Below are 18949 nucleotides of genomic sequence, written 5' to 3' on the forward strand. Positions count from 1 at the left end.
TCGTCCGCCCGCCGCTGACCCGCCCGCCGGCGGCTCGGGCGCGTCCTCATCTGCGATTCCCGTCCCCATCGGCGAATCACATCCACATGTGCGATTCCCGTCCACATTCGCGATTCTTGGTCACTTCCATGAAGGTGGCCAAGAATCGCCGTTGTGGACAGGAATCGCGAAGGTGGACGCCGTTCGCAGAAGAGGACGGGAATCGCGAACGTGGACGTAAATCGCCGATGGGGACGGCTGCGAGGGGACAGGACGGGTGCGTCAGGAGTGAGCCGGGCGGGCAGCGGCGACCTCGGTGAGGATGTCCTGCATCGTCGCCTCGATGGCATCGAATCCCGAGACGGGGCCGGCGATGAGTTCCTGCGTCGGGCCGACGGCGAACAGCGTCGGCGTGCCGACCCGCATCATCTGTGAGATGGCGAGCGGCTCGTCGATCATGACACGGGCCGGGTCGGTGCCGCGCTCGACGATGACGTCCGCCTGCGGCTGCGTCGTGACGACGTAGTGGATCGGCAGGGCACCGAGCTGTTCCTGCCACGCCGGCGCTGCGTCCATGACGTGCAGACACGACCCACACGACGGTGAGACGTAGAGAAAGATCGCTGGGCCCATCGCGCCAATCTGTCGCAGTGACGTCGTCGCGCCCGTCGCGTCCTCGAACATCATGAACGGCGTCGGCGTCGGCACGTAGTCGAGCAGATCATCGTCGCTCGCCTCTGAGGGGTCCGAGACGTTGTGAACGCCCGCGGCTTGAGGCGCTTGGTTGACGGAGGCGGCCGGAGATTCAGGGGCATCACCGGCGCGAGTGCCATCAGGGGCGACGGGCGTCTCAGCGGTGAGGGCGTCAACCCCGTGAGACTCGACGGCGCTCGACGCGGCGGCGTCGGCGGCCGGGGCGCCACTCGCGTGAGGCTTCGGAGGGTTCGGGGCCGCGGCGCCGGTGGCCGGGGCAACTGCGGGGTCCAATGGCGCGGCGTCCGAAACCCCCACGGTTGAGGTGTCGGCGGGGTTCTCGTTCGGCGCGGCACCGAGCTGGTCGGCGATGTCACCCATGAGAGCGATGACGTCCTTCGTGCCGCCCACCGGCCCGCCGGCGAGCTTGCCGTCGGCGCCGAGCAGCACGGCCGAGGGAGTGCCGACGCCGAACAGCCGCGCGATGGCGTACGTCTCGTCGAAGAGCAGGTCGAAGTCGTCGGCGTCGTCGAGGCCCGGCACGACCTCGCGCGGCGCCATCGGCAGCACGAGGCTCGTGCGCAGCGCCGGCATGGTGCGCTGCCAGGTGCGCGCGTGCTCGATGACGTCGATGCACGAGCCGCACGTCGGTGACACCAAGAGCAGCAGAACGGCTTCACGCGCCGCGAGATCGCGCAGGGTCACGCTCTGCCCGCCCGGCGTCGTGACGGCGGCGAAGGGGACGGGGACGCGCAGGTAGTCGTCCTCGTCGCCGCCGCCCGCGGTGGCCACCGGGCCCGAGACCGCAGAAGCCACCGAGTCGTCGCCGCGGTGGCCAGCGATGAGCCACGTCAGCAGCACCGCGCCCAACACGCCCGCGAGCCAGGCCCACTCGCCGCCGTCGAAATCACGCAGGCGCGCCAGGACGCCGTCACCACGCGCCGCGTCGAACAGCGACAGCGCCGCGAGCGCGACGAGGACGACGTTGCGTACCGCAGTGAGTCGGTCGACGAAGCCGAGGCCGAGCTTGCCGAAGCACGAGCACGTGACGGGCTCGCCGAAGCCCAGCGCGCGCACGATGACGACGAGGTAGGCGACGAACAGCAGCACGGCCGCTACGTTGACCACGGCCGCGAGCCACCCCGACGTCACGATGAGCGCGATCGCGAGCACGATCTCGGCGACCGGCAGCAGCGTCGGCACCTTCCACCGCATGAGAAATCGCGGCAGGCGCAGGCTCGTGAAGGCCTGGGCGGCGGTCTCGAGATCCGCGAGCTTCGCGACGCCGGAGACGAGGAGCACGAACGCGAGGAGGACGGCCGGGACGATCAGAGGGGCGTCATACACGCGCCAATGATAGGTCGCTCGGCGTGGGCCGAACCTTGGGCGAGGGCGGCGCCACTAGACTTTCGAGCATGACTTCCGCCCCCACCCGCAGCGTCGCCGTCATCACCCTCGGATGCGCGCGCAACGAGGTCGACTCCGAAGAGCTCGCAGGGCGTCTGTCCGCGGAGGGTTGGACGCTCGTCGACGATGCCGCAGAGGCGGACGTCGCCGTCGTCAACACGTGCGGGTTCGTCGAGCAGGCGAAGAAGGACTCGATCGACGCGCTGCTCGAGGCGAACGAACTCAAGGAATCCGGGCGGACGCAGGCCGTTGTCGCCGTCGGCTGCCTCGCCGAGCGCTACGGCAAGCAGCTCGCCGATCAGCTGCCCGAGGCCGACGCGGTGCTCGGTTTCGATTCCTACACCGACATGTCGACGCACCTGACGTCGGTGCTCAACGGCCACAAGCCCGAGGCGCACATGCCAGGCGACCGCCGCAAGCTACTGCCGATCTCGCCCGCGAAGCGGCAGGAGGGCGCCGGCGGTCTCGCGCTGCCCGGCCACGGTGCGCCGGTCAGCGAGCCGTCGGACGTCGAGGTGGCCTCGCCCGTCGCGACGCCGCGCGTCATCCGTGCCCGCCTCGACGGCCGTCCGTGGGCGCCGCTCAAGATCGCGAGCGGCTGCGACCGACGTTGCGCTTTCTGCGCGATTCCCGCGTTCCGCGGCGCGTTCATCTCGCGTCGCCCCGCCGACGTCCTCGCGGAGGCGCGCTGGCTCGGTGAGCACGACGTCAAGGAGGTCTTCCTCGTCTCGGAGAACTCGACCTCCTACGGCAAGGACCTCGGTGACCTGCGCCTGCTCGACACGATGCTGCCCGAGCTCGTCGCCGTGGACGGCATCGAACGTGTGCGCGTGTCGTACCTGCAGCCCGCGGAGATCCGGCCCGACCTGCTCGATGTCATGGCGAACACGCCTGGTATCGCGCCGTACTTCGACATCTCGTTCCAGCACGCCTCCGGCCCGTTGCTGCGCACGATGCGGCGCTTCGGCGATCGCGAGTCCTTCCTCGGCCTGCTCGACGACGTGCGGCGCCGCGTGCCGAACGCGGGCATCCGTTCGAACGTCATCGTCGGGTTCCCGGGCGAGAGTGAGAAGGACCTCGACGAACTCGAACAGTTCCTCGTCGCGGCGCGCCTCGACGTCGTCGGTGTCTTCGGCTACTCCGACGAGGACGGCACCGAGGCCGAGACCTATGCCGACAAGCTGCCGCAGGACGAGATCGACGCGCGCCTCGAGCACTTCCGCACCCTGACCGAGGAGCTCAACCTGCAGCGCGCCGAGGAGCGCATTGGGGAGCGTCTCGAGGTGCTCATCGAGGCCACCGAGTCGGACGACGAGGACGACCCCGAGGCCGCCGTTCGCCATGTCGGCCGCGCCGGGCAGCAGGGCCCGGACGTCGACGGCATGACCTACGTCGAGGCCCCCGACGGGCGCGAACTGCGCGTCGGCGACATCGTCGAGGTCGAGGTCGTCGCCACCGAAGGAATCGACCTCGTCGGGGAGCTGCGCTGACGTGGCGCATCGTGCGACTCAGGGCCACACGCCCGAGGCGACCGAGGGTGGCGTGACGGACGACGCAGCCTGCGAGCCTGCGGCCCCCGTCGACGCGCCTGCGGGCCGCGAGACCGTCAGCGACTGGAACATTGCGAACGCCTTGACGATGGGTCGCATCGCGCTCGTGCCGTTCTTCGGCTGGTTCCTCGTCGCTCGCGGCGGGCACGACGACACGTTCCGCATCATCGCGTTCGTGCTGTTCGCCGTCGCGGCGATCACCGACCGCATCGACGGCGACATCGCCCGCAAGCGTGGACTCGTCACCGACTTCGGCAAGCTGATGGACCCGATCGCCGACAAGGCCCTCACCGGCATGGCGTTCGTCGGCCTGTCACTCATCAACGTCGTGCCGTGGTGGGCGACCGTGCTCATCCTCGCGCGCGAGATCGCCGTCACCGCACTGCGATTCGTCGTCATCCGCCGCAGCCACCGCGTCATGCCGGCCAGCCGCGGCGGCAAGATCAAGACGGCGCTGCAGGCACTCGCAGCCGGCCTGTTCGTGCTGCCGCTGCCGTGGGTCGGGCACGCGCTGGCGTGGGCGATTCTCGCGGGCGCGATCGTCGTCACCGTCGTCACCGGCGTCGACTACTTCGTCCAGGCGGCGCGGCTCAACCGCCGTCATGGGGGGCGCGGGACGGAAGGGTCGGCATGAGCGTGGGAGCGTCCGAGACGGCTCAGCGGCTCGTCGAGGATTTCACCCGTCGCGGGCTGAGGTTCGCCTGCGCAGAATCGCTGACGGCGGGGCTCGTCAGCGCGGGGATCGCCGACGTCCCCGGCGCCAGCCGTGTGCTGCGCGGCGCGGCCGTCACCTATGCGACGGAGGCGAAAGCCGCCGTCCTCGGGGTGGACGACGCTCTGCTCGCCGAACGCGGAGCCGTCGATGCCGAGGTCGCCACCCAGATGGCGCGCGGTGCGCTACGTCTCTTCGAAGCCGACGTGGCCGCCGCGACGACGGGCGTTGCCGGGCCGAGCGAACAGGACGGTCAACCTGTCGGACGCTGCTACGTGGCGATCGCGGTCGTGGACCGGGAATCCGAGCCCGACGGTGTGCGTTGTCACGTTCAAGAGTTCACCTTCAGCGGTGATCGTGCGGCGATCCGTCGGGCTGCGAGCGAAGCAGCATGGCGGATGAGCCTCGACCAGGCGTGAGGGCTCGCACGATCCGTATGGAACACGCCGCCGACGAAACCGTCGTCGGCGGCCCGTCCACGGCGGCCCTCGGAGGGTTGTCACCCGTCGCCGCTACAGTGAGAGCAACCAAAACTGGCACGCACGTGCCATCGTCACCAGGAGATACGCATGATCTTGCTTCGCGAAGAGCTCGGTGACGTGCTGCGCTCCCAGCGTCAGGCGCAGGGGCGCACCCTGCGCGAGGTCTCGAAGGCGGCGCGCGTCTCGCTCGGTTACCTGAGCGAGATCGAGCGCGGCGAGAAGGAAGCCTCGTCCGAGCTGCTCGCCGCCGTCTGCGAGGCGCTCGAGCTGCCGATGTCGCAGACGCTGCACCTCGTCGCCCAGAACGTCGCGCGCGCCGAGGCTGCGCACGCACCCGTCGTCCTGCACCCCAACCGTGCGGCGGTCGCCAAGGCTGCGTGACGGCCCTCGGCTGAGCGGCGCCGTCGCGGGGAGCCCGCCGCGGTGATGCTCAGCGTCGCTTGCGGATGCCGTGCGGCCCGGCGACGAACCCCGCGTCCATCAGCGCCCTCACGATCGGCTCGTCCGAGGTGAGGGCGCTGATCCCGTTCACCGTCTTGATGCTGAGCGAGTCGACCTGGCCGCCGCTGACGAGCCCCGCCAATCGTGCGCCCACCTCCGGCCAGACGGCGTCCTCGGCCGTCCAGGTGAGGGCCGTGCGGCCGCCGCGTTCCACGTAGGCGACGAGAGCGCCGTCGGCGATGACGACGAGCGCGCCCGCCTTGCGCCCGGGACGGTGACCGGCGTGCTCGTCACGGGCAGGAGGCCACGGCAGCGCCGCACCGAACGGGTTGGCGGGGTCGCAGGCCGCGAGCACGAGACACTCGACGGGCCGCGCACCCCACGGATCGGGCTCCGGCGCGCGCGTCGCGCGCAGCGCATCGACGGCGACCGACGCCCCGAACTGCGAGGCACCGAGACCTTCGACGAAGTAGCCGCGCCGAACGAGCCCGCGCTCCTCGGCGCCGGCGAGCACCTTGTAGACGGCGGCGAATCCACCGACGACGTCCTCGTCGACGACGGCGCCGCGCGTCACGATGCCGTGGCGGGCGAGCAGCCCCTCGGCCCGCGTGAACGTGCGTTCGGTGAGATCATCCTCGGCTGCGGGCAGAAGGCGCCATCGTCCGACGGCGGTCGGAGGGGTCCTGCCGGCGGCCGCTGCGCTGGGGCGGCCGGCACGCGACGACAACGACGGCCCCCGCAGGCGGGCATACCGCGAGCCGCGCGCCGTCGACACCCGCGGCTTGTGCGCACTCGCGCCGCCGGTGAGCAGAGCGCGCACGGGCGCGAACGTGTCGCCGCTGACGTGACCGTTCCACACCGCGTCCCACAGCGCGCTCGTGAGAGCCGAGTCGTCCGCCGTTGCCAGGCGAGTGCGCAGATCGGCGAACAGGTGGCTGCCACCGACCCCGAGGGCTCGCGCCACTGCGGCGCCGATGAGGGGCGAACGCCCGTTCTGCGTCCCGGTCTGAGTGGGCGCTGCCGTCCTGTCGTCGCGGGACTCAAGGGTCGCGCCGTGCGCACCTGAGTCAGCCGTCATCGGGGCGGCGGCACCCGCCACCTCGGCGAGTTGGTCGGCGGGTGGTTCGCTCACACCCGAGCCATTGACGTCGGCATCGTCGGTGTTACCGACAACGCCAGAGGCTGCCGCGTCGGATGTCTGCGCATCTGGCTCGGCGTCAGATCGGGCGGCACCAGATCTCGCAATCTCGGACGTTGCGGCAGCGGCCGTCGACCGCTCTTCTGCGGGCGCCTCACGGCCGGGGGCGTCGAGCTCACTCGGAAGGGCGTGCGCGGCCAGCGTCAGGGGAGCGGTGTCGGGGAAGTGGAAGCTGATCCAACCGTCGTCGGCGGAGATGCTGCCGTGCCCCTGCCACAGCAGTTCACCGGCGGCGAGCAGCTCGTCGAGGTCGGAGGGGCGGTAGTTCGTCACGCGGGCCGGCAGGATGAGGCTCTCGATCGCGGACGCGGGCAGCGGCACCCCGACGAGCGGTTCGAGGGCGGCGAGCACACCGTCGGGCCCACGCAACCCCCCACCCACCTGCTGCCAGCGCGGCAGGAAACGGGCGTACTGCTCCGCGGCGACCGGTTCGATCTCCGCGCGCAATGACGCCAGCGACATGCGTCGCAGCGTGCGCAAAACGCCCGGGTCGCAGAACTCCCCGTCACGATCGCCGCCGCCGAGCGAATCGGGTAGCAGAGATCCGTGAACGAGGCGCGAGTCGTGCGCGAGCCGCGTCAGCGCACTCGTGACGACGGCGACGCCGAGGCCGTAGTGTCGCGCCGCGCGGGCCGCGGTGAACGGGGCGTGGCTCGCCGCGTACCGCAGCAGCAGATCGTCGAGCGGCGCCGTCACGGGTTCGAGATACGCCTGTGCAACGCCGGGCGGCAGCGCGACACCGAGCGCATCCCGCAGACGCGACGCGTCCTCGATCGCGCCGAGGCGCACGTCACCGCCCCAACGCACCTCGATGGCGCGCCGGGCCGCGACGAGTTCGCGCCACCACGGCTCGACGTCGCGGGCCTCGGCACCGGGAGGTGGGTCGAGCTCCGACTCATGGTTCGCGGCGCCCGACCCCACGTCGTCAGCCGTCACGTCCGTCGAGGTCGCCTCCACAGCGTCGTCGCCGGTCTCCGCCAGCTCACCTGCCGCCGTCGGCGCCGGACCGGATGACTCCGCCTGCGATACCACCGGGTCGGCCGACGATGTCGAGGCAGGCACAGCCCTTGCGGCGATCTCCTCGAGCGTCAGCGGGCCAAGGGCGCGCAGGGCATCGGCGAGATCCTCGGCATGGCGCAGACGCCGGTCGGGCGCGAGCCGCTGGGTGCGCGACTCGAACAACCGCACGACGTCGGGGTCGAGCAGGTCGGCGACGGACAGTCCGCCGGCGGACCCGAGCAGGTCGGCGAGCAACTCCGGGTCGAGCGACAACGCGGCGGCGCGCCGCTCCGCGAGCGGGGAATCGCCCTCGTAGAGGAACTGCGCGACATAGCTGAACAGCATCGCCTTGGCGTACGGGCTCGGCGACGTCGTCTGCGTGTGCACGACACGCACCTCGCGCTTGGCGATGGAACGCATGAGATTCACGAGGCCGGGCACGTCGTAGACGTCCTGCAGCACCTCACGCACCGCCTCGAGGACGATCGGGAAGCTGGGGTAGGCGCTCGCGACCTCGAGCAGCTGCGCGGCCCGCTGACGTTGCTGCCACAGCGCCTGACGCTTGCCCGGGTTACCGCGCGGCAGCAGCAGCGCACGCGCGGCGCACTCGCGGAATCGCGCCGCGAACAGGGGCGTGCCGCCGACCTGATGGGTGACGATGTCGGCCACGTCGTCCGGGTCGAGCACGATCGCCTCGATGAGCGCGTTCGTCAGGGTGTCGTCATCGCCCTCGGTCTCGAGCAGGCGGAAGACCAGCCCGTCATCGGTGTGCATGGCCTGCACCTCGACGCCGAACCGCTCCGCCATCCGGGCGCTGACGGCGAGCGCCCACGGTGCGTGCACGGACGCGCCGAAGGGGGAGTGCACGACGATGCGCCAGTCGCCCATCTCGTCGCGGAAGCGTTCGATCACGACGGTGCGGTCGGTCGGCATGTGCCCGACGGCTTCCTGTTGCTCACGCAGGTAGGTGAGCAGGTTGCGGGCGGCGAGTTCGTCGAGCCCGAGTTCGCGGGCGCGCGTGAGGGCGTCCTCGTCGCTCGTCTCGGCCATCTGCCGGGTGAACGCACCGATCGCCTCACCGAGTTCGAGGGGTCGCGACAGTGCGTCACCCTTCCAGAACGGCAACCGGGCCACCTGCCCCGGCGCGGGGGTGACGAGCACCTGATCGCGCGTGATGTCCTCGATGCGCCACGTGCTCGTGCCGAGGGTGAACACGTCGCCGATGCGGCTCTCGTAGACCATCTCCTCGTCGAGTTCGCCGACGCGGCGCCCCGGCCCGTCGCCGCCCGCGAGGAAGACGCCGTACAGGCCGCGGTCGGGGATGGTGCCGCCGGAGGTGACGGCCAGTCGTTGCGCGCCGGGGCGCGAACGCAGCACGTCGTCGCTGCGATCCCAGACGATGCGGGCGCGCAGCTCACGGAAGGTGTCGCTCGGATACAGCCCCGACAGCATGTCGAGGACGGAGTCGAGGACGCTGCCCGTCAGACCAGCGAACGACGCCGCGCGACGCAGCACCCGTTCGAGGTCATCGCGGCGCCACTCGTCCATCGCAACCATCGCGACAACCTGTTGCGCGAGAACGTCGAGGGGGTTGGCCGGAACCGCGATCGACTCGATGAGGCCGCGCCGCATGCGGTCGACGACGACGGCGGCGCTCAGCAGATCGCCGCGGTACTTGGGGAAGAGCACACCGTGGCTCGTCGCCCCGACCTGGTGACCCGCACGGCCGATGCGCTGCAGCCCGCTCGCCACGCTCGGTGGCGATTCGACCTGCACGACGAGATCGATCGCGCCCATGTCGATGCCGAGTTCCAACGAACTCGTCGCGACGACGGCGGGCAGGCGCCCCGCCTTGAGCTGGCCCTCGATCTCCGCCCGCACGTCCTTGCTCACCGACCCGTGGTGAGCGCGCGCGATGACGGCCGGCGTGCCCGCCGACGTCCCGGCACCGCCGATGAGCGCCGCAGGTGGGGTCGAGGCGCGCGCGTCATACCCAGGCATGACCTGGTCGCGGGTCGCCCGGCCATCTCCGGCGCGAGCCTCGTCAGCCCGGGCAGCGACCGTCATGGCGTCGCCGACGGGGCCTGTGGCCCACGGGTCGACAGGGGAGCTCGACGATGCCTGCGCTGGGTTGTCCGCGTCTGCGTCGATCGCGTCGTCATCGTTCAGATCGGCCTCGTCGAGGTCGATGTCGTCTGCCCCGGCTGAGCTGCCGAGCGCTTCCGCCTGCGCCGCCGCGTCGAGGCGGTCGGCCCAGATCTCGTTGAGGCGCGCCGTCAGACGCTCGGCGAGTCGCCGCGAGTTGGCGAACACGAGCGTCGAGGTGTGCGCGGCGATGAGGTCGACGATGCGTTCCTCGACGTGGGGCCAGATCGACGCCGTCCGCTCCGGGGCGTGATCGTCGAACGAGGCGTCGTCGTCCCGCGGGCTGGAGGCGAGGTCGGCCATGTCCTCGACGGGGACGACGACGTCGAGCTCCCACGTCTTCGTGATCGGCGGCGCGACCGTCGTGACGGGGCGCCCGCCGGCGAGATAGCGCTCGACCTCGCTGATCGGGCGGACGGTGGCCGACAGGCCGATGCGCTGCGCGGGGGAGTCGAGCAACTCGTCGAGTCGTTCGAGCGTGACGGCGAGGTGCGCACCACGCTTGGTGCCCGCGACGGCGTGGATCTCGTCGATGATGACGTATTGCACGCCCTTCAGCCGCTCGCGCGCGTTGCTCGTCAGAAGCAGGAACAGCGACTCCGGGGTCGTGATGAGGACATCGGCACCCTTGCTCGCGAAGTCGCGCCGCTCCTTCGGAGTCGTGTCGCCGGAACGCACCGCCACCGAGACCTCGGGCTCGCTCAGGCCGAGGCGCGTCGCCGCGTGACGGATGCCGACGAGGGGGGAGCGCAGGTTGCGTTCGACGTCGACGGCGAGGGCCTTCATCGGCGAGACGTACAGGACCCGGCAGCGGTGGTCGGCGTCGGGCTGTGCGTCGTCGCCTGCGTGCATGACCTGGTCGAGCCCCCACAGGAAGGCGCTCAGGGTCTTGCCCGAACCGGTCGGGGCGACGACAAGCGTGTGCTGCCCCTCACTGATCGCTTCCCACGCGCCCTCCTGAGCGGGGGTGGGTGCGCCGAACGTGCCCGTGAACCACTCACGGGTGGCCGGCCAGAAGCGTTCGACGACAGGGCTGTTCATGCGCCCAAGCGTGCCACGCGGCGCCGACAACCCCGTCGTTTCGCGGTTTTAGCCCCGTCAGGTTGCCCCCGCGGTGGCCCGTGGGCGAAGGTGGCGGGGTGCGAGAGAGTGAGTTCAACCGCCTCATGGCCGACGAGTTCGGCGACGCCTACGGCTCGATGGTGGCGAGCAGCCACGTCTTTGGGGCGCTCGACGGGCGCACGGCGAACGAGGCGCTCGCGGCCGGCGTCCCCGCCCGACGGGTTTGGCTGGCTGTGTGCGACGCCTTCGACATCCCCGAGGAGCGCCGCCTGGGCCGCGACCGGCCCGTCATCGACCACCCGTTCGAGTGAGGTCGTCTCGGTTCCGATGAGCCGGGCGGGTCGTCCCGGCAGTGGGTAGGGGTGAGCGAAACGGATGGCGGGTGCCGCCGTCGCGGGTCTGAGGTGGCTCGTCGACCGCACGCGGACACGCCACGCGACGATGTTCGAACGCGTGTTCTATTTCGTGTAACGTGGTCCACAGATGCGACGCCGGGGAACCCTCCTCCACAGCGTGCTTAGCCCGTGATTCCGGTGTTGTCGGTGGTCGCATCTAGCGTCTGATTTGACACGAGGTCACCCAGCACGTCGGCCTCCTCGTCGATCGCCGGTAGGCGCGACCACCCACGATTTCGAAGGAGAACGGCCATGGCCAAGGCACCCACCACCCCCAACCCGTCAGCATCGGGCGACAAGATCAAGTCGCTCGACACCGTGATGGCTCAGATCGAGAAGGCCCACGGCAAGGGCTCGATCATGCGCCTCGGCGAGGACGTGCGTCCTCCGATCGAGGTCATCCCCACCAGCTCGATCGCGCTGGACGTCGCGCTCGGCATCGGTGGCCTGCCCCGTGGCCGCGTCGTCGAGATCTACGGCCCGGAATCGTCGGGTAAGACGACGGTCGCGCTCCACGCCGTCGCCAATGCGCAAAAGGCCGGCGGCATCGCGGCCTTCATCGACGCCGAGCACGCGCTCGACCCGGAGTACGCCCGCAAGCTCGGTGTCGACACCGACTCGCTGCTCGTCAGCCAGCCCGACACGGGTGAGCAGGCGCTCGAGATCGCGGACATGCTGATCCGTTCCGGTTCGCTCGACATCATCGTCATCGACTCGGTCGCTGCGCTCGTGCCCCGCGCCGAGATCGAGGGCGAGATGGGTGACAGCCACGTCGGTCTGCAGGCGCGCCTCATGTCGCAGGCGCTGCGCAAGATCACCGGTGCGCTCAACTCGACCGGCACGACGGCGATCTTCATCAACCAGCTGCGCGAGAAGATCGGTGTCATGTTCGGCTCCCCGGAGACGACGACCGGTGGTAAGGCCCTCAAGTTCTACGCGTCCGTTCGCATCGACGTGCGCCGCATCGAGACGCTCAAGGACGGTTCGGAGCCGGTCGGCAACCGCACTCGCGCCAAGATCGTCAAGAACAAGGTGGCGCCGCCGTTCAAGCAGGCGGAGTTCGACATCCTCTACGGCCAGGGCATCTCGCGCGAGGGTGGCCTCATCGACATGGGTGTCGAGCAGGGCTTCGTCCGCAAGTCGGGTGCCTGGTACACGTACGAGGGCGACCAGTTGGGGCAAGGCAAGGAGAACGCCCGCACCTTCCTCAAGGACAACCCGCAGCTCACCGATGAACTCGAGCTCAAGATCAAGAAGAAGCTCGGCATCATCCCGGACGACGACGCGGTGCTCGAGGGCCTCGACCCGGACGCGCCCATCGACGCCGAGGTCATGGTCGACTTCTGATCGACGCCAGACGCGGCGGTGACGCCCCTGCTCCGACCGGGGATCGACGTCGCCGCGTGTGGGAGACGGTGAGCGCGACACATGCCTTCACGACCTGACGACGTCAGGCAGTCTCTGGGGCTGCCCGACTTCGTCGACCCCGTCGACGTCGGCGAGGCGAGCCTCGCCGCGTCACAGACGTGGGGCGACGAGCGACCGGCCACGGCGCGCGGCTTGTCGACCGGCGACCCTGCCGCCGGAGTCGCTCGTCCCTTCGGCTCGGTGGGCCACGAAAGCCGCTTCGCCGGTGACGACAGTGGCGACAACGCCAGTGCCCGGCCCGGCCGCGCCGGGCGCCGGCGCCAGGGCGGTTCGGCGTCCGGATACGGCCAATCATCGTTCGGTACGTCGTCCTTCGGCGCCTCGTCCTCGGGCGTAGGCGCGCGCTCAGGCGCCAAGCGCAAGGCCAAGAAGCAGCTGACGTGGGCCGAGAAAGCCGAGCGGCGCGAGAAGCGGGCAGCGGCGCGACGGGAAGCCGAGGCGATCGAGCGGGAGAAGGACCCGATCGGGTACGCGCGCGAGATCGTCCTCACGCAGCTCACGGCGATGCCGCGCAGCCGCTCGCAGCTCGCCGACAAGCTGCGTGAGAAGGAGGTGAGCGAGGACGTCATCGACGTCGTCCTCGACCGCATGGAGGACGTCGGGCTCGTCGACGACGAGGCCTATGCCGCCATGCTCGTGCGTTCGAAGCTCGCCTCCCGGGGGCTCGCCCGTCGCGCCCTGCGTCAGGAGCTCAAGCGCAAGGGTATCGACGACGACGTCGCGACCGTCGCGCTCGAACAGGTCGACGACGATGTCGAACGCGAGCAAGCTCTCGTCCTGGCGCGCAAGAAGATGGTGACGATGAGCCGGCTTGACGAGCCGACGCAGACGCGCCGCCTCGCCGGGCTGCTCGCCCGCAAGGGATACTCGGGCGAGCTCGTGTGGTCCGTCATCCGTCAGGTGCAGGAAGAAGCGTCATGAGCGAGCACGAATCAGGCCCCGTAGCGCCCCGGAACCCGATCACTCCGACCGGCGTAGACTTGGACGGCCATGGCTAAGACGTATGAGGTGCGCACCCACGGGTGCCAGATGAATGTCCACGACTCCGAGCGCATCTCGGGGCTGCTCGAACAGGCCGGTTACACCGACTTCTCGGCGCTTCCGGAGACTGAGCGCTCCGAGAACCCCGATCTCGTCGTGTTCAACACGTGCGCCGTCCGCGAGAACGCGGCGAACAAGCTCTACGGCAACCTCGGGCACCTGCGTCCGACGAAGGACGCGACGCCGGGCATGCAGATCGCCGTCGGCGGCTGCCTCGCGCAGAAGGACCGCGCGACGATCGTCGAGCGTGCGCCGTGGGTCGACGTCGTCTTCGGTACCCACAACGTCGGCTCGCTGCCCGCCCTGCTCGATCGTGCCCGTCACAACGCCGAGGCACAGGTGGAGATCCTCGAGAGCCTCGAGGTCTTCCCCTCGACGCTCCCGACGCGTCGCGACTCCGCCTATTCCGGCTGGGTGTCGATCTCCGTCGGCTGCAACAACACGTGCACGTTCTGCATCGTGCCGGCGCTGCGCGGCAAGGAGAAGGATCGTCGCCCCGGTGAGATCCTCGCCGAGGTGAAGGCTCTCGTCGCGCAGGGCGTGGTCGAGATCACGCTGCTCGGGCAGAACGTCAACACCTACGGCGTCGAGTTCGGCGATCGTCAGGCGTTCAGCAAGCTGCTGCGCGCGTGCGGCGAGATCGAGGGCCTCGAGCGGGTGCGCTTCACGAGCCCGCACCCCGCGGCGTTCACCGACGACGTCATCGACGCGATGGCGGAGACGCCGAACGTCATGCCGAGCCTGCACATGCCGCTGCAGTCGGGCAGCGACAAGGTGCTCAAGGACATGCGCCGCAGCTACCGCAGCAAGAAGTTCCTCGGCATCATCGAGAAGGTCCGCGAGAGGATGCCGGACGCCGCGATCACGACCGACATCATCGTCGGTTTCCCCGGCGAAACGGAGGAGGACTTCCAGGGCACCCTCGACGTCGTCGAGGCCTCCCGCTTCAGCTCGGCGTTCACGTTCCAGTACTCGATCCGCCCTGGCACGCCGGCCGCGACGATGGGCGACCAGATCCCCAAGGAGGTCGTCCAGGAGCGTTTCGAGCGCCTCATCGAGCTGCAGGAACGCGTCTCCTGGGCGGGCAACCGCGAGCAGGAGGGGCGCACCGTCGAGGTGCTCGTCGCGCCGAGCGAGGGCCGCAAGGACGCCGAGACGCACCGCATGTCGGGCCGGGCGCGGGACAACCGTCTCGTCCACTTCGCCGTGCCGGAGGGCGCCGAGCGTCCGCGCCCCGGTGACATGGTGACGGTCGACGTCACGTACGGCGCGCCGCACCACCTCGTCGCCGACTCCGGTCTCGACGGCGGCACGTACAGCGTGCGCCGCACCCGCGGTGGTGATGCCTGGCAGGCGTTGCAGGACGCGGCGGCCGACGGTACGCCGACCGGCGCCGCGAAGCCCGCCGTCAGCCTCGGCATGCCGTCGATCGGGCAGCCGCAGACGCCCGTCGCGACGGCGCCCGCCTGCGCCGCGAACTGAACCTCGCGCGGCAGCGACGGTGGCGCTGACCATCGAGCCGCCGCGCGTGAGGCACCCACGTCGGCTCGTCCGGCGATATCGTCATGACAGGAGCAGGATTCCCACGAGTGCGCAGCTGACGCCGCAGGCGCCGCGCGGTTATCGGCGCGGCACCAACGGCTACACCCGGATCACGACCGCGCTGTTCGCGGCGGGGATGGCGACGTTCATCTCGATGTACTCGGCGCAGGCCGTCCTGCCGCAGCTCGCTCGCGAGTTCGACGTCTCCCCGGCGACGTCGGCGCTCGCCGTCAGCGCGACGACGGGCGTGCTGGCCTTCGCGATCGTGCCGGCGAGCATCCTGTCGGAGCGGTTCGGGCGCATCCGTGTCATGGCAGCGTCGGCTCTGGTCTCCGCGCTCATCGGCCTGCTCATCCCGCTCGCGCACGATCTCGGGGTCGTGCTCGCCGGTCGCGCGCTGCAGGGTCTGACGCTCGCGGGCGTGCCGGCCGTCGCGATGGCGTACCTCGCGGAGGAGGTCGACGGGCGCGATCTGGGCGCCGCGATGGGCCGTTATATCGCGGGCACGACGATCGGTGGGCTGTCGGGGCGCCTCGTCGCGGGGCTGGCCCTCGACGTCGTCAGTTGGCGGTGGGCGATGGAGGCGGCAGCCGTCATGGCCCTCGTCTTCACGGCCGTCTTCGTGCGCCTCGCGCCGCCGAGCCGGTTCTTCGCGGCCAAACCGATCGGTGTTCGAGCATCGATGCACAACGTCGCGACGCATCTGCGCAACGCACGCGTCATGGCGCTCGTGGCGATTGCGTTCCTGCTCATGGGCGGGTTCGTGTCGCTCTACAACATCCTCGGCTTCCGTCTGCTCGACGAGCCGTTCGCGCTGCCGCAGGCGCTCGTCAGCCTCGTGTTCGTCATGTACCTGTCGGGGACGGTGACGTCGGCGTGGGCGGGGCGGCTCGCCGACCGGTTCGGCCGCGGCCGGGTGCTGCTCGCGTCGATCGCGTTCATGCTCGTCGGTCTCGCCCTCGCGTGGGTCGACTGGTTGCCCGGCGTGCTCGTCGGCATGCTCGTGTTCACGGGCGCGTTCTTCGCCGCCCATTCGAGCGCTAGCGGTTGGGTGAGCGCCATGGCCGACGAGCACCGCGCGGAGGCCAGTTCCCTCTACCTGTTCGGTTACTACACGGGCTCGTCCGTCGTCGGGGCGCTCGTCGGGCTGCCGTTCTCCCGCTCCGGCTGGGCGGGCGCGAGCCTCTTCGTCGGCGCGCTCGTCGTTCTGGCGTCGCTCATCGCGGCTTGGCTGGTCGCCGTCACGCGACGGACGCAGGCCGCGGCCACGCCGGGCGCCTCAGGACCGGCGCATCCGCCACAATGGATGCCGTGAACGGCACTCCCGCGCCCCTTGAGGTCGTCGCGCTCGTCGGCCCGACGGCGACGGGCAAAAGCGACCTGTCGCTCGACCTCGCCGAGCGTCTCGGCGGCGAGATCGTCAACGCCGACGCCTCCCAGTTCTACCGCGGCATGGACGTCGGGACGGCCAAGCTCGCGCCGCACGAGCGTCGGGGCATCCCGCATCACCAGATCGACACGCTCGACATCCTTGACGAGGCGACGATCGCTCGCTTCCAGGAGGGGGCGCGCGCCGACATCGCCGCCATCCTCGCGCGCGGCCGGCGCCCCATCGTCGTCGGCGGTTCGGGCCTGTACGTGCGCGCCGCGCTCGACGTCCTCGACATCCCGCCGACGGATCCGCTGGTGCGCGCCCACTTCGAACAACGCGCGGTGGCCGAGGGTTCCGGCGTCCTGCATCGCGAGCTGGCCGGAAAGGATCCGCAGGCAGCACGCGACATCCTCGCAAGCAACGTGCGGCGGGTCGTGCGGGCCCTCGAGGTCATCGAGATCACCGGACGTCCGTTCAGTGCGAGCGCGCCGTCCAAGACCTTCCTGCGCCCCACGATCGTCCTCGGCCTGCAGGCACACCCGGACGTCCTCGTTGCCCGCATCGAACGCCGCGTCGACCTCATGTGGGCCGCCGGCATGCTCGACGAGGTGCGCGCCCTCGACGCCCGCGGCCTGCGTCAGGGCCGCACGGCGAGCCGCGCGATCGGTTACAGCCAGGCGCTGCGCCAGCTCGACGGCGACCTCGAAGAGGCCGCAGCGAAGGCCGAGACGGCCATCGCGACGCGCCAGTTCGCCCGCCGTCAGCGCGCCTGGTTCCGGCCCGATCCGCGGCCGGTGTGGCTGCCGTTCGACGCTCCCGATCTGCTCGATCGTGCGCTCGCGGAGATCGTCGCCTACGCGCCGGAGCGGCACGGCGCGGTGGCGAAACCTGACGCCGACGCGGTGTGACACGATGAGCGCGTGACGCGCATCCACTTCACCAAGGGCCACGGCACGCAGAACGACTTCGTCCTCGTTCCTGACGAATCCGGCGAGCTCGACCTGACGCACGAGCAGGTCGCCTACCTGTGCCACCGCCACGCCGGCATCGGCGCCGATGGCGTCATCCGTGTCGTACGCACGGCGAACGTGCCCGAGGTCGCCCACCTCGCGCCGCAGGCGACGTGGTTCATGGACTACCGCAACGCTGACGGCTCGCTGGCCGAGATGTGCGGAAACGGCACGCGCGTCTTCGCCGAGTACCTGCGTTCCCGCGGTCTCGTGAGCGGTGACGAGGGGGCGCCGTTCGTGATCGCCACGCGTGCCGGGCTCAAGGAGATGGTGGCCGTGCCGCACGGCTGGGCCGTCGACCTAGGCCAGTGGCGCCTCGCCCGCGCCGAGGAGGCCGAGCGGCGGGGGATGGACTCGGTCGTCCAGGTTCACGGGTCACCGGACCCGCTGCCCGCCCTGAGCCTCGACCTCGGCAACCCGCACACCGTCGTCGCGCTGCCGCCGTCGGTGCACCTGTCGGCCCTCGACCTGAGCGACGCTCCGCACATCGACCCGCACCCCGAGTACGGCTCGAACGTCGAGTTCGTCCGCGCCGTCGAGCACGCGCACATCGGCATGCGCGTCCACGAGCGCGGCTCGGGGGAGACCCGCTCGTGCGGCACCGGCGCGGCTGCCGCGGCGCTCGCGACGTGGTGGTGGGGCGGCCAGCCAGCCGATCAGGTCGACTGGCGCGTCGACGTGCTCGGGGGCACGCTCGGCGTGCACATCAAGGGCACCGAGGTCGCGCTGTCCGGCCCCGCTGTGCTCGTCGCCGACGGCGAGATCGACCTGTCGCAGCTGTGAGGCTGCCTCTGTGACCGCTCGCGTCAGGCGTCGCTGCTGCGGCTGACGTCGTCGGACGCCGGCAGCGGCAGCGGCCCGCCGTCGTCGAGGCGTTCGATCGCGAGGATGCGGAATCCCTTGACGCTCGTCAGCCGCTCGATCGCATACGACGAGCCGAGCTGCTCGGCGAGCCACTTCTGCAGCGAGTCCGAGCCGAGGTTGCGCTGCACGACGAGATAGGCGTGCCCGCCGACGACGAGGCGCGGCAGCCATGTCAGCAACAGCTCGTGCAGCACCTTCTTGCCGACCCGGATCGGCGGGTTCGACCAGATGAGGTCGAACCGGACGTCGTCCGGCACCTGCGACGGCTGCGCGACGGTGACGTTCGAACACCCCTGCGCCGCAACGTTGTCGGCACACAGGTCGAGCGCACGACGGTTGACGTCGACGCCCCAGACCTGCGCTGACGGGGAGCGCAGCGCGAGCGTCGTCGTGATCGGGCCCCACCCGCAACCGACGTCGAGGAACGTCCCGCCCGGCGGCGGCGTCGGAGCGTGGTTGAGCAGGACGGCGGTACCGGCGTCGAGGCGATCGGGGCAGAAGACGCCGGGTGCTGTCGTCATCGAGACCGCGCGGTCGGCGAGGCGGAGCGTGAGGGTGCGCCGCTCGTCGGCGGAGGCGGGCTCGGCGCTGAAGTAGTGGTCGTTCATCAGGGCCCAGCCTACGGCGTG

General features: G+C 70.6%; 14 protein-coding genes. 11 read left to right on the plus strand and 3 right to left on the minus strand.

Annotated features, from left to right (window positions below; translation table 11 throughout):
- Positions 1-261: 261 nt before the first annotated feature.
- On the minus strand, positions 262-2019 hold the full coding sequence (locus AC1RS9_RS10965; RefSeq protein ID WP_492921481.1) for a TlpA family protein disulfide reductase: 1758 nt from the start codon (positions 2017-2019) through the stop codon (positions 262-264).
- A gap of 68 nt (positions 2020-2087) precedes the next feature.
- Between AC1RS9_RS10965 and rimO the strand changes: the two genes are divergently transcribed.
- From rimO to AC1RS9_RS10985, 4 genes are all read left to right on the plus strand, one after another.
- Entirely contained in the window at positions 2088-3569 is a 1482-nt protein-coding gene (gene rimO / locus AC1RS9_RS10970; RefSeq protein WP_492921483.1) for a 30S ribosomal protein S12 methylthiotransferase RimO, read from the plus strand.
- Between the two features lies 1 nt (position 3570).
- On the plus strand, positions 3571-4263 hold the full coding sequence (gene pgsA, locus AC1RS9_RS10975) for a CDP-diacylglycerol--glycerol-3-phosphate 3-phosphatidyltransferase (RefSeq protein WP_492921485.1): 693 nt from the start codon (positions 3571-3573) through the stop codon (positions 4261-4263).
- Positions 4260-4760, plus strand: a complete 501-nt coding sequence (locus AC1RS9_RS10980; protein ID WP_131940801.1) for a CinA family protein — start codon at positions 4260-4262, stop codon at positions 4758-4760. The genes pgsA and AC1RS9_RS10980 overlap by 4 nt, the downstream gene beginning before the upstream one ends.
- 150 nt (positions 4761-4910) lie before the next feature.
- Positions 4911-5204, plus strand: coding sequence for a helix-turn-helix domain-containing protein (locus AC1RS9_RS10985; protein ID WP_038567666.1), 294 nt, complete (start codon positions 4911-4913; stop codon positions 5202-5204).
- Between the two features lie 49 nt (positions 5205-5253).
- Here AC1RS9_RS10985 and AC1RS9_RS10990 read toward each other — a convergent pair whose 3' ends face one another.
- Entirely contained in the window at positions 5254-10647 is a 5394-nt protein-coding gene (locus AC1RS9_RS10990; protein WP_492921488.1) for a DEAD/DEAH box helicase, read from the minus strand.
- A gap of 98 nt (positions 10648-10745) precedes the next feature.
- On the opposite strand from AC1RS9_RS10990, the gene AC1RS9_RS10995 reads away from it, so the two are divergent.
- The 7 genes from AC1RS9_RS10995 to dapF all read left to right on the plus strand — a co-directional run bounded on the left by AC1RS9_RS10995 (position 10746) and on the right by dapF (position 18239).
- On the plus strand, positions 10746-10979 hold the full coding sequence (locus AC1RS9_RS10995; protein ID WP_038567672.1) for a DUF3046 domain-containing protein: 234 nt from the start codon (positions 10746-10748) through the stop codon (positions 10977-10979).
- Positions 10980-11384: 405 nt separating this feature from the next.
- Positions 11385-12410 (plus strand): recombinase RecA, encoded by a 1026-nt coding sequence (gene recA, locus AC1RS9_RS11000; protein ID WP_369815079.1) that lies wholly within the window; start codon positions 11385-11387, stop codon positions 12408-12410.
- An 81-nt stretch (positions 12411-12491) separates the two neighbouring features.
- On the plus strand, positions 12492-13412 hold the full coding sequence (locus AC1RS9_RS11005; protein ID WP_241725568.1) for a regulatory protein RecX: 921 nt from the start codon (positions 12492-12494) through the stop codon (positions 13410-13412).
- Between the two features lie 69 nt (positions 13413-13481).
- The gene (miaB, locus tag AC1RS9_RS11010) at positions 13482-15014 is read left to right on the plus strand and encodes a tRNA (N6-isopentenyl adenosine(37)-C2)-methylthiotransferase MiaB (RefSeq protein ID WP_241725569.1); all 1533 of its coding nucleotides are present in this window, start codon (positions 13482-13484) and stop codon (positions 15012-15014) included.
- Positions 15015-15060: 46 nt separating this feature from the next.
- Positions 15061-16389 carry an MFS transporter gene (locus tag AC1RS9_RS11015; RefSeq protein ID WP_241725570.1) on the plus strand — a complete coding sequence of 443 codons (1329 nt, stop codon included), beginning with the start codon at positions 15061-15063 and terminating at the stop codon, positions 16387-16389.
- Positions 16377-17354 carry a tRNA (adenosine(37)-N6)-dimethylallyltransferase MiaA gene (gene miaA / locus AC1RS9_RS11020; protein WP_051805768.1) on the plus strand — a complete coding sequence of 326 codons (978 nt, stop codon included), beginning with the start codon at positions 16377-16379 and terminating at the stop codon, positions 17352-17354. The genes AC1RS9_RS11015 and miaA overlap by 13 nt, the downstream gene beginning before the upstream one ends.
- A 12-nt stretch (positions 17355-17366) precedes the next feature.
- The gene (dapF, locus tag AC1RS9_RS11025; RefSeq protein ID WP_038567677.1) at positions 17367-18239 is read left to right on the plus strand and encodes a diaminopimelate epimerase; all 873 of its coding nucleotides are present in this window, start codon (positions 17367-17369) and stop codon (positions 18237-18239) included.
- Between the two features lie 23 nt (positions 18240-18262).
- Here the strand turns inward: dapF and AC1RS9_RS11030 are convergent, their stop codons facing one another.
- On the minus strand, positions 18263-18928 hold the full coding sequence (locus tag AC1RS9_RS11030; protein WP_038567680.1) for a class I SAM-dependent methyltransferase: 666 nt from the start codon (positions 18926-18928) through the stop codon (positions 18263-18265).
- Positions 18929-18949: the final 21 nt, after the last annotated feature.

It is taken from the genome of Dermacoccus sp. MPR-E5 (assembly GCF_058809565.1).